This is a genomic window from Streptomyces sp. NPDC056883 (genome assembly GCF_042788835.1).
In the GTDB taxonomy this organism is placed as follows: Bacteria; Actinomycetota; Actinomycetes; order Streptomycetales; family Streptomycetaceae; genus Streptomyces; species Streptomyces stoeckheimensis.
Window position 1 is genome coordinate 525350 of the sequence record NZ_JBHUBS010000003.1, and the last position, 10960, is coordinate 536309.

The window sequence follows — 10960 nt, forward strand, 5'->3', positions numbered from 1 at the left end:
AGATGCTCCTCGCTCTGCTTGTGAGCGGCCTGGTCGTAGTAGCCCTGGTGGTGATCGGGCTGTTTGTGTTCGGGCTGCGCCGCAGGCTGATCCAGCGCTCCGGCGGCACCTTCGACTGCAGCATGCGCTGGGGCGTGTCCGAGGAACCGGACGTCTCCGGCAAGGGCTGGGTGTACGGGGTCGCCCGCTACAGCGGTGACCGCATCGACTGGTTCCGCGTCTTCAGCTACTCCCCGCGGCCGCGCCGGCTGCTGGAGCGGGCCTCCATCGAGGTCATCGCCCGCCGTGCGCCCGAGGGCGAGGAGGAGCTGGCCCTGCTCTCCGACGCCGTCGTCCTGTGCTGCTCGCACCGCGGCACCCGCCTGGAGCTGGCGATGAGCGATGACGCGCTGACCGGTTTCCTGGCCTGGCTGGAGGCCGCGCCGCCCGGGCAGCGGGTGAACGTCGCCTGAGGCGTGACACGCGAGAAGCCGGAGGGACGGGGGCGGACCCGTCCCTCCGGCTTCGTCTTGTCACCGGTCAGTGCGTGGGGCTCACTGCAGGCCGGTGTGGATCGCGTTCGCGAGCTCACCGTTCGTGGTGTCTCCGCTGAACTCCCAGAAGAAGGCTCCCCGCAGACCCTGCTGCTTGGTCCAGGTCATCTTCGAGGCGATGGTGGCGGGGGTGTCGTAGCTCCACCAGTTGCTGCCGCACTTGGCGTACGCCGTGCCCGCGATGGTGCCGGTCGACGGGCAGGTGTTCTTGAGGACCTTGTAGTCCTCGATGCCCTGCTCGTAGGTGCCGGCGGCCGGTCCGGTGGCGGTGCCGCCGGGCGTGGCCTGGGTGACGCCGGTCCAGCCGCGGCCGTAGAAGCCGATGCCGAGGTTGAGCTTGGAGCCGGGGATGCCCTTGCCCTTGAGCTTGGTGATGGCGGCCTCGGAGTTGAAGCCGGCGATCGGGATGCCGCTGTACGAGGTGAGCGGAGAGTGCGGGGCGGTCGGGCCCTTGGCGTCCCACGCGCCGAAGAAGTCGTACGTCATGACGTTGTAGAAGTCGGTGTACGGGGCCGCGCCCGCGTAGTCCGCGAGGTCGAGCTTGCCGCCGTTGGAGCCGTCCGCGGAGATCGCGGCGGTCACCAGGTTGTTCGCGCCGAACTTGGCGCGCACGGCCTGCATCAGGTTCTTGAAGGAGGCGGCGCCGCTGGTGTCGCAGGACAGGCCGCAGGCGTTCGGGTACTCCCAGTCCAGGTCGATGCCGTCGAAGACGTCGGCCCAGCGCGGGTCCTCGACCAGGTTGTAGCAGGAGTTCGCGAAGGCGGTGGGGTTGGCCGCGGCCTGGCCGAAGCCGCCGGACCAGGTCCAGCCGCCGAAGGACCACAGGATCTTGATGTTCGGGTACTGCTTCTTGAGCTTGCGCAGCTGGTTGAAGTTGCCGCGCAGCGGCTGGTCCCAGGTGTCGGCGACGCCGTCGACGCTCTGGTCGGCGGTGTACGCCTTGTCGTAGTCGGCGTAGGCGTCACCGATGGTGCAGGCGCCTCCCTGGACGTTGCCGAAGGCGTAGTTGATGTGGGTGATCTTCGCGGCGGAGCCGGAGGTGACCAGGTTCTTCACGTGGTAGTTGCGCCCGTAGACGCCCCAGTTGGTGAAGTAGCCGAGCTTGACCGCGCCGCCGGGGGGCGGGTCGGTGACCCCGGCCGTGGTGAGCGTGGCCTGGGCGGAAGCGGCGCCGGTCTGGTCGGCGGTGTCACGGGCGACCACGTGGTACTGGTACGGGGTCGCCTTGGTCAGACCGGTGTCGGTGTACGAGGTGCCGGTGACCGTGGCGATCTTGGCGCCGCCGCGGTAGAGGTCGTAGTTCTTGACGCCCTTGTCGTCGGTGGCGGCTGCCCAGCTCACGGTGATCGCGGTCTCGGTGATCCCGGAGCCGGTGGGGGTGCCGGGGGCGCTCGGCGGGTTGTCGGTCGGGTTGGTGCCGCCGGTGGTGGTCACCGAGAGGGCGCCGGAGGCGGGCCCGGTCTGGTCGATGGTGTCGCGGGCGACCACCGTGTAGCTGTACGTCGTGCCCTTGGTCAGGCCCGAGTCGGCGTACGAGGTGCCGGTGACGGTGGCGATCTTGGCGCCGCCGCGGAAGACGTCGTAGTTCTTGATGCCCTTGTCGTCGGTGGCCGCGGCCCAGTTGAGGGTCAGGCTCGTGTCCGTGACGCCACTGGCCGTGGGGGTGCCGGGGGCGCTGGGCGGGTTGTCCGTGGGGGTGGTGCCGCCGTCGCAGCTGCCGCCGTTGACCTTGCAGCCGCTGGGGGCGCCGGAGCCCGTGCCGTTGAAGCCGAAGCTGATGGTGGCGCCCGGGGCGAGGGTGCCGTTCCAGCCGACGTTCTTGCCGGTCCAGTGGGTGCCCGAGCTGGTGACGGTGGCGTCCCAGGCGGAGGTGACGGCGGTGCCGGCCGGGTAGTCCCACTCCACGGCCCAGCTGTTGAGGGTGGTCGTGCCGGTGTTCTTCACCGTCCACTTGCCCTCGAAGCCGGTGCCCCAGTCGGAGACCTTGGTGTACGTCGCGGTGGCCGAGGCGGCGGCCTCGGCGGGACCGGCGACGGCCACGAGTCCGGCGACGGGCAGGGTGAGGACGGCCAGTGCGGCCGCGACTCTTCGGAACAGCGGTGCGCGTCGTGGGGGTGCTGTGCTCAAGGGTGCTCCTCCGAGGTCCGCAGCGGCCGTGGGGACGGCCGCTGCATGGGGGTGGGACCTGCGCCGCCCGTGAGCGCGCCGTATGACGTTTTGTCATGGCACGCTCACCACAGTTGTGCGTGAGAGTAGAAAGGTCTGGACCAACCGTCAAGAGGTCCAGACCTCCCGTAGCAGCCTCGGAATCATTTCCGGCCGGATCCGGCTAGAGCCCCAACTCCTGTGCCAGCACGGCGGCTTGGACCCGACTGCGCAGTTCCAGCTTGGCCAGCACCCGGCTGACGTGCGTCTTCGCCGTCGCCTCCGCCATCTCCAGGCGCACCGCGATCTCCGCGTTCGACAGCCCCTCGCCCAGGCACCCCAGCACCTCCCGCTCGCGCGGGGTCAGCGACTCCACCGTCGCCGGTACGGGGACCCGTACGGGCCGCGGGGCCGCGAACTCCGCGATCAGCCGGCGGGTCACCGCCGGGGCGATCAGGCCCTCCCCGCGCGCGACGGTCCGTACCGCCGTGATCAGCTCCGCCGCGTCCGCGTCCTTCAGCAGGAAGCCCGACGCGCCCGCGCGCAGTGCGCCGAAGACGTACTCGTCCAGGTCGAAGGTGGTGAGCACGAGGACGTCGGCCAGACCCTCCGCGACCACCTGACGGGTCGCCGAGACCCCGTCCAGGCGCGGCATCTGCACGTCCATGAGCACCAGATCGGGCCGCAGCTCGCGGGCCAGGCGCACGGCCTCCTCCCCGTCCGCGGCCTCGCCCGCCACCTCGATGTCGCCGGCGCTGCGCAGGATCAGGACCAGCCCGGCCCGTACCGCGCTCTGGTCCTCCGCCACCACGACCCTGATCGTCACGCCCGTACCGCCTCTTCTTCCACGGGCAGCGTCGCCCGGACCCGCCAGACCGCGTCCGCGCGGCCCGCTTCGAATGCCCCGCCCAGCAGTTCCGTCCGCTCGCGCATGCCGATCAGGCCGGCGCCGGAGCCGGGTGCGCGGGGGCCGGGGCGTTCCCCGTAGGGGGATTCGACCACGACGTGCAGCGCACCGTCGCCGCCGGCCCGGCCGCCGCCCGCGGGGCGGTCGCGGGCCAGGCGGACGGTGACCGTGCCCGGAGCGGCGTGCTTGAGGGCATTGGTCAGCGACTCCTGGACGATCCGGTACGCCGCCAGTTCCACCGGGGCGGGCAGCGGCTCGCGCGCCGGCCCCCGGGTGCCCCCGGCTTCCGCCGCTTCCCCGGGCCGGTCGTCGCGGAGTACGAAGTCCAGCCCGCTCCCGGCCCCGTTCGTACGGGCCTGCTCCAGCAGGGCGTCCAGCCCGTCCAGCGAGGGCGTGGCGACGGCCTCCTGTCCGGCGCCCGCGTCCCGCAGCAGTCCGATCAGACGGCGCATCTCGGCCAGTCCCTGGACGCTGTTCTCCCGGATCACCCCGAGCGCCTCGCGGCTGGTGGCGGGGGAGTCGATGGAGAGCGCGGCGGTGGAGTGGATGGCGATGGCGGAGAGGTGGTTGGCCACCATGTCGTGCAGTTCGCGGGCCATCCGGGCCCGCTCGGCGACGACCGCCTGCGACCGGTCCATCTCGGCCAGCAGCGCGGTCTGCTCGGCGCGCAGCCGGGCGGCCACGGCGGCCTCCCGGTGGTTGCGCAGGGTGGCCCCGGTCAGTGCCGGTCCGAAGCTCACGATGCCGGTGACCACGCCGATCAGCAGCGCCTGCGGGGTGCGCAGCCAGGCCACGGCGGCGATGGTGACGGCGACGGTGATCAGGCCGGTCTGGACCGGGAGGCGGCGGGCCATGGCCGGTTTGCCGTAGACGACGGCCGCGTACATCAGGTCGGTGAAGATCAGGACGGTGGCCAGGTTCCCCACGGTGAACTGGTCGGCGATCAGCCCCGCGGTGCCGACCGCCAGGGTCACCCGGGGCATGCTGCGGCGCAGCAGCTCCATCGGGCCGAGGACGAGGAGCGGCACCAGGGCGGCCCAGGCCGGGAGCAGGTCCCGGCTGGGGGAGCTGTGCACCCCGAGCGACCACAGGAGCAGGCCGGCGGCCACGCTGCACCCGGCGAGCAGCACGTCGTCGCGGTGCGGTGGCGGGATCTTGAAGGTCACGGACCCATCCAACAGGCTGCGGCGGGGCCGGGCGTCGCCATCGCGGCTGCCTTTCGGGCGGGTCCCGTACATCGAAGGATGCAGGGCGGCCACCTCGGCATTCGTCATCAGTGACGACGAAACGGTGCGCACCGGGCGGGAAGCTGGAGGCATCCCCCACCGCAGGAACGGAGACTCCCGTGCTCGTCACCCTGATCATCGCCTGTGAAGTCGGCTTCTGGGTCCTGCTGGCCGGCGGCCTGGCCCTGCGCTACCTCGCGAAGATGCCGAAGACCGGCGCGGCCGTCCTGCTGTGCGAGCCGCTCCTGGAGCTGGCACTGCTGGTGGCCACCGCGGTGGACCTGCGCGGCGGCGGCGAGCCCGACTGGAAGCACGGGCTGGCCGCGCTGTACCTCGGCTACACCGTCGCCTACGGGCACTACACCGTGCGCTGGCTCGACGGCCACGCCGCGTACCGGCTGGCCGGGGGACCCAAGCCGGCCGGCGCCGGTTACGGCGTGGCGCGGGCCGTCCACGAGTGGAAGCTGGTCGCGCGGACCGTCCTCGCGGCGGCCGTCGCGGCCGGCCTGCTGCAGGCCGCGATCTGGTACGTCGGCGGTTCGGGCGACACCACGGTGCTGCGCGGATGGCAGCTCTCGGCCCTGCGGGTGGTCGGCATCCACACCCTGATCGCCGTCGCCTACACGGTGTGGCCGAAGCGCGAACCGGCGAAGGCGCTCTCCTCCGCGGACCGGGCCTAGGGGCGGACCGGTCCCAGGAGGTGGTCCCGGACGCGACGGGCCCCGGACCGGCGGTCGTCCGGGACCTATCCGGGACCTACCGGTCGCCGCCGGGGACCCACAGGACGTCGCCGACCTCCTTGTTGGCCGTGCGGGCCAGGATGAAGAGGAGGTCGGAGAGACGGTTGAGGTAGGTGGCCGTCAGCGGGTTCATGACCTCGCCGTGCACCTCCAGGGCCGCCCACGTGGAGCGCTCCGCGCGCCGGACCACCGTGCACGCCTGGTGCAGGAGGGCCGCGCCGGGGGTGCCGCCGGGGAGGATGAAGCTGCGGAGCTTCTCCAGCTCGCCGTTGAAGAGGTCGCAGTCGGCCTCCAGCTTGTCCACGTAGAACTGCTCGACGCGCAGCGGCGGGTACTCCGGGTTGGGGGCGACCGGGGTGCAGAGGTCGGCGCCCACGTCGAACAGGTCGTTCTGCACACGGACCAGGACCTTCACGACATCGGCGGGCAGCGCGCCGAGTGCGATGGCCGTTCCGATGGCCGCGTTGGCCTCGTTGGCGTCGGCGTACGCCGAGATCCGCAGATCGGTCTTGGCCGTGCGGCTCATGTCGCCGAGCGCGGTCGTGCCCTGGTCGCCGGTGCGGGTGTAGATGCGCGTGAGGTTCACCATGCCGCCACCCTAGTGCGGGCCAACTGGGGCCCCCTGTCGCACTGCTGGGCCGTCCCGGTGTGATGTCCGTCATCTGAGACGTGACGCGTGTTACTTCGCGGTCACTCCGCCCCTCCCGGACGCTAGTCTCCGCCGGAGAACGAACGAGGCTGTGCCGTATTCGAGGCCGTGTCCTATCGAAGAACGTGGGGTGTGCAGTGGCTGGGAAGCTTGCCGTCATCGGTGCCGGACTGATGGGGTCCGGAATCGCGCAGGTCTCCGCTCAGGCGGGTTGGGACGTCGTGCTGCGCGATGTCACCGATGCCGCGCTGACGCGTGGTACCGACGGGATCAAGGCCTCGTACGACCGCTTCGTCTCCAAGGGCAAGCTGACGGCCGAGGACGCCGAGGCGGCGCTCGCCCGCATCACCACGAGCACCGAGCTGGAAGCCGTCGCCGACGCGGACATCGTCGTCGAGGCCGTCTTCGAGAAGCTCGAGGTCAAGCACGAGATCTTCCGCGCGCTCGACAAGCTCGTGCGCGAGGACGCGATCCTCGCCTCCAACACCTCCGCCATCCCGATCACCAAGATCGCGGCCGTGACGGAGCGTCCGGAGCGGGTCGTCGGAGCGCACTTCTTCTCGCCGGTCCCGATGATGCAGCTGTGCGAGCTCGTGCGCGGCTACAAGACGAGCGACGAAACCCTCGCCACCACCCGGGCGTTCGCCGAGTCGGTCGGCAAGACCTGCATCGTCGTCAACCGCGACGTCGCCGGATTCGTGACGACCCGTCTCATTTCGGCACTCGTCGTCGAAGCGGCGAAGCTGTACGAATCGGGCGTCGCCTCGGCCGAGGACATCGACATCGCCTGCAAGCTCGGCTTCGGGCACGCGATGGGCCCGCTGGCCACCGCGGACCTCACCGGCGTCGACATCCTGCTGCACGCCACCAGCAACATCTACACGGAATCGCAGGACGAGAAGTTCGCACCGCCGGAGCTGATGCGCCGCATGGTCGACGCGGGTGACATCGGTCGCAAGAGCGGTCAGGGCTTCTACAAGCACTGAGCACCAGTTCGAAGGCCTGCACCCCACAGGGTGAATTAGGTATCGGTTCGCTCACGGTCGGCAACTTCCCTGCCCCTGAGGCAGTCAGTTGCAGTGAGAGTTGCCGACCACGGACCAGTCGGACCATAAGCAATCAGTACCGCGCTGCCGGGAGTACACATGCACATCAGGGGCGACCACGCCGAACTCGCTGTCGGGGGTCGCCTCGACGTGCGCAGCGCGGCGGACGCCCGTACGGTCCTGCACACCGCCCTGGACGACGGTCACGGCGACCTCGTGCTGGACCTCACCGGGCTCGACTCCTGGGACGCGACGGGTCTCGGCGTGATCATGGGCGCCCACCGCCGGGCCGGCCGGACCGGCCGGCGGCTCGTCCTGCGCGGGGTCCCGCCACAGATGCAGCGGCTCCTCGTGGCCACCCGGCTGCACCGGATCCTCGCGATCGAGGGCGGCCTGGAAGCGGAGTCCCTGCCGCGCGCGTGAACCCGTACGCGGTTCACGTGCCGAGGACCCGCGCCCGGGAGGCGCCGGCCTGCTTTACAGGGTCTGCGCAAACGTAACGGTCCGGTGGTGAAGGCACCCCTGCGGTTCACGCCCGGCCGGGCACGGTCTAGGGTTCGGGCGGAAACCGGACCAGTAGCGACAGCGGCGTGGGCGAAGGCCGGGCGAGACGACGGCGCACGGCGCGATCGGGGGACTTGGTCATGGACCGCAGCACACAGGGGCAGCAGGGGCAGGCCGATCCGGCGGAGCCGCCGGCGCGCGTGGTGACGCTCACCTCCGGGGACTACACCCTCACCGTGAACCCCGTCGACGGCAGCGAGATCGTCCGGACGCACCGCCCCGGAGGCGAGCCCGCCCCCACCCCGGTCAAGCGCACCCCCGCCGCCCGCGCCTCCGCGGCGGCCGCCGCACGGCCGCCCGTACCGCCGGGCGCCCCGGCCGGTGCGCGGCCCCTGCTGGGCCGCGAGGAGGAGCGCGACCGCCTCGTACGCCTCCTCGCGCGCGGCCGCTCCGTACGGCTGACCGGGCCCTCCGGATCCGGGCGCACAGCGCTGCTCGACGCGGTCGCCGAAGCCTGCGCGGACCTCGCCCCCGACGGGGTCGTACGGCTCTGCGCGCAGGGACACCAGCAGCCCGGCGAGCTGCTCCAGGCGCTGTACTCCACCGTGTACGAGGCTTCGGCCGAACGCCCCGACCGGGCCGGCCTCCTCGCCCGGGTGGCGGAGATAGGCGCCGTCGTCCTCGTCGACGACCTCGAGATGGGCGGCACCGCCCTCGACGAACTGCTCCGGGCCACGCCGGAGTGCGCGTACCTGCTGACCGCCACCCCCGACACCCGGGCCCCCTCCGACGACTCGCACCTCGAAGAGGTCTTCCTCGGCGGGCTGTCCCGCGCCGACTGCACGGCCCTGCTCGAAGCGGGCACCGGACGGGCGCTGACCGACGAGGAAACGGCCTGGGCGGGGGACCTGAGCTTCGCCTCCGAGGGGCTGCCGCTGCGCTTCGTCCAGGCGGCCGCGCTGCTGCGACAGCGCGACGAACTCAACCGCACCGAGCCGGTCGACGAGGACGAGGAGCCCGGCGTCTTCGACGAGAAGCCGCGCGACACCGTGTTCGTGCCGCTGCCGACGCTGGCCGAGGCCGCCGCCCCGGCGGAACTGCTCGCCTCGCGGGTCAGCGAGTCGGCGCGGGCCGCGCTGCGGATCGCCTGCGCGCTCGGCGGGGAGCTGCCGCACCACGCACACCTGCCCGCGCTGGTCGGCGACACGCACGCCGACACGGCCGTCGCGGAGCTCCTCGACTGCGGGCTGCTGAGCCCCGTCGGGACGCGCTACCAGCTGGCCGCGGGGGTCGTACGACAGCTGGAGGAGACCGGCTACGGGGACACCGCGGCCGAGGAAGCCCGTACGGCCGCCCGGCACTACGCCTGGTGGACCGGGCACACCTCGGTCAGCCCGCAGCGGGTCGCCTCCGAGGCCGACGCGGTGCTCGCCGCGCTGGCCGGGGCCGACGTGGTGGCCGCGGTACTGCTGGCGCGGACGGCGGCCCCGGCGTTCGCGGCCTCGCTGCACTGGGAGGCCTGGGAGCGGGTGCTGCGCGCGGGCGCGGAGGCTGCGCGGAAGGCCGGCGAGGTCGCGGAGCAGGCGTACTTCCACCACGAGCTGGGCGTACTGGCCCTGTGCGAAGGCCGGCTCGACCGGGCGCGGGCCGAGCTGGAGGCCTCGACCGGGCTGCGCGGCGCGCTGGCCGACAAGCGGGGGACCGTGGCGGGACGGCGGGCCCTGGCCCTCGTCACCGACCGGGAGTCGGCGGAGACCCAGATATCGCCGCCCCTGCGACTGGCCGCGCCGACCGAGTCCGCGGCTGCCGCCGGGGGAGCCCCGAGGACGGCCGGGCCCGGCCGTCCGGGCGTGCCGGCGGTTCCGGGGGCGACGGGTGGTGCGGGGGCACCGGGCGGTGCGGGCGTGCCGGGCATTCCGGGTGTCCCGGGTGCTGCCGGTGTCGCGGGCATTCCGGGTGCTGCGGGTGCCTCCGGCGTCCCGCCGGTTCCCGGTGTTCCGGGTCTTCCGCCGGTCCCCGGGACTGCCGGGACTCCGCTGCCTCCGGGGCTTGCCGGCCTTGCCGGGGCTCCCGGGCCGGCGGGGGTTCCCGCTCCTCCGGGGCTCCCCGGGGCTGCCGCGAAGCCGCAGTTCCCTGCGGTCACCGGGGCTGCGGGTGCTCCGTTCGTTCCTGGGGTTCCCGGGGCCGCCGGGGTCACCGGGCCTGCCGGGGCTCCGCCGCTTCCTGAAGTTCCCCGGGTTCCGGGCGTTCCCGGTGCGACAGGGACTCCGTTGGCTGCTGGCGCTGCTGGCGCTGCTGGCGCTGCTGGCGCTGCTGGCGCTGCTGGCGCTGCTGGCGCTGCCGGGACGGCGTCGGCTGCCGGGGCGCCTGCCGTGCCCGGGGCTCCGGTGGCGCCCGCTGCTCCTGTGACTCCGGCGACGCTGTCGAAGGCCCTCGCCGCCCTGCCCGGGGCGGGCCCCGGGGCCGCCCCCGTACCCGAGCGTGCGGCGACGCACGCTCCGGAGGCCTTCACGACGGTCGTGCCCGCGGTGGCGCCGCCGGGCTCCGTCGCGCCCGCCACCCTGGCCGAGGTGTTCGAGGACGCCTTCCCCCTCAGCCCCGAGCCGGCCCCGGCGCCCAAGGCGACGCCCGCGCCGAAGCCGAAGCCCGGTCGCAAGCCGCTGCTGCTCGCCGCGGCCGGGGCGGTGACCGCCGTGGTGCTGGGTACGGTGGTCGCCCTGGCGATGGACACCGACGAGGAGCCGCCGGCGCAGGCGCCCGCGGTCTCCACGGCACCGACCTCGGAGGAGACGCAGCCGCAGCCGAGCACCCCGGGGCCGAGCAGTGGCGATCCCTCGCCGGAGCCGGGCGCCTCGTCCCCCACCGCGCAGGCACCGGGTACGACCCCGTCGCCCAAGAAGACGCCCTCGGGCAAGCCGACGCCCACTCCGACGCCGACTCCGCCGGCATCGACCCCGGCCTCGCCGCCGGTGTCCAGCTCGCCGCCGCCGGTGAGCAGCCCGCCTGCTTCCCCGAGCCCGTCCGCGTCCGTGTCGCCGAGCCCCACGTTCACACCGCCGACCGACGAGCCGAAGCCCCCCGTGGCGGAGACGGACGAGACGGGGAACCAGACCCCCTGACGGCCCGTCTACGCAGAACGGGGGGGAGAGGGGAGCGCCTCCCTCCCCCCTTCCTCTTTGCCAGGGGCCCAAACTCACAAAAGCGGGGCGT

General features: G+C 72.9%; 9 protein-coding genes. 5 read left to right on the forward strand and 4 right to left on the reverse strand.

The window, feature by feature from the left end; all coding sequences use genetic code 11:
- The first annotated feature begins 2 nt into the window (after positions 1-2).
- Positions 3-452, forward strand: coding sequence for a DUF2550 domain-containing protein (locus tag ACFRU2_RS11470; protein WP_250744740.1), 450 nt, complete (start codon positions 3-5; stop codon positions 450-452).
- An 81-nt stretch (positions 453-533) separates the two neighbouring features.
- Here the strand turns inward: ACFRU2_RS11470 and ACFRU2_RS11475 are convergent, their stop codons facing one another.
- From ACFRU2_RS11475 to ACFRU2_RS11485, 3 genes are all read right to left on the reverse strand, one after another.
- Entirely contained in the window at positions 534-2660 is a 2127-nt protein-coding gene (locus tag ACFRU2_RS11475) for a glycosyl hydrolase family 18 protein (protein ID WP_382970641.1), read from the reverse strand.
- 202 nt (positions 2661-2862) lie between these two features.
- Positions 2863-3504, reverse strand: coding sequence for a response regulator transcription factor (locus ACFRU2_RS11480; RefSeq protein ID WP_351374984.1), 642 nt, complete (start codon positions 3502-3504; stop codon positions 2863-2865).
- The gene (locus ACFRU2_RS11485; protein WP_382970869.1) at positions 3501-4763 is read right to left on the reverse strand and encodes a sensor histidine kinase; all 1263 of its coding nucleotides are present in this window, start codon (positions 4761-4763) and stop codon (positions 3501-3503) included. The genes ACFRU2_RS11480 and ACFRU2_RS11485 overlap by 4 nt, the downstream gene beginning before the upstream one ends.
- A 167-nt stretch (positions 4764-4930) precedes the next feature.
- Here ACFRU2_RS11485 and ACFRU2_RS11490 point away from each other — a divergent pair, with 167 nt between their 5' ends.
- Positions 4931-5491, forward strand: a complete 561-nt coding sequence (locus tag ACFRU2_RS11490) for a hypothetical protein (protein WP_382970644.1) — start codon at positions 4931-4933, stop codon at positions 5489-5491.
- 76 nt (positions 5492-5567) lie between these two features.
- On the opposite strand, the gene ACFRU2_RS11495 is transcribed toward ACFRU2_RS11490, so the two are convergent.
- Complete coding sequence (locus ACFRU2_RS11495) at positions 5568-6140, reverse strand: cob(I)yrinic acid a,c-diamide adenosyltransferase (protein ID WP_382970647.1); 573 nt, start codon at positions 6138-6140, stop codon at positions 5568-5570.
- Between the two features lie 197 nt (positions 6141-6337).
- On the opposite strand from ACFRU2_RS11495, the gene ACFRU2_RS11500 reads away from it, so the two are divergent.
- The 3 genes from ACFRU2_RS11500 (at position 6338) to ACFRU2_RS11510 (ending at position 10869) form a co-directional block, all read left to right on the forward strand.
- A complete protein-coding gene (locus ACFRU2_RS11500) occupies positions 6338-7186 on the forward strand; it encodes a 3-hydroxyacyl-CoA dehydrogenase family protein (protein WP_382970649.1) in 849 nt (282 codons plus the stop codon).
- A 159-nt stretch (positions 7187-7345) separates the two neighbouring features.
- Entirely contained in the window at positions 7346-7669 is a 324-nt protein-coding gene (locus ACFRU2_RS11505; RefSeq protein WP_243336243.1) for an STAS domain-containing protein, read from the forward strand.
- Between the two features lie 221 nt (positions 7670-7890).
- Positions 7891-10869, forward strand: a complete 2979-nt coding sequence (locus tag ACFRU2_RS11510; protein ID WP_382970652.1) for an ATP-binding protein — start codon at positions 7891-7893, stop codon at positions 10867-10869.
- Positions 10870-10960: the final 91 nt, after the last annotated feature.

Coding starts and splice junctions, on each gene's coding strand:
- ACFRU2_RS11470 (WP_250744740.1), top strand. CDS start 3: ATGCTCCTCGCTCTGCTTGTGAGCGGCCTGGTCGTAGTAGCCCTGGTG.
- ACFRU2_RS11495 (WP_382970647.1), bottom strand. CDS start 6,140: ATGGTGAACCTCACGCGCATCTACACCCGCACCGGCGACCAGGGCACG.
- ACFRU2_RS11505 (WP_243336243.1), top strand. CDS start 7,346: ATGCACATCAGGGGCGACCACGCCGAACTCGCTGTCGGGGGTCGCCTC.
- ACFRU2_RS11510 (WP_382970652.1), top strand. CDS start 7,891: ATGGACCGCAGCACACAGGGGCAGCAGGGGCAGGCCGATCCGGCGGAG.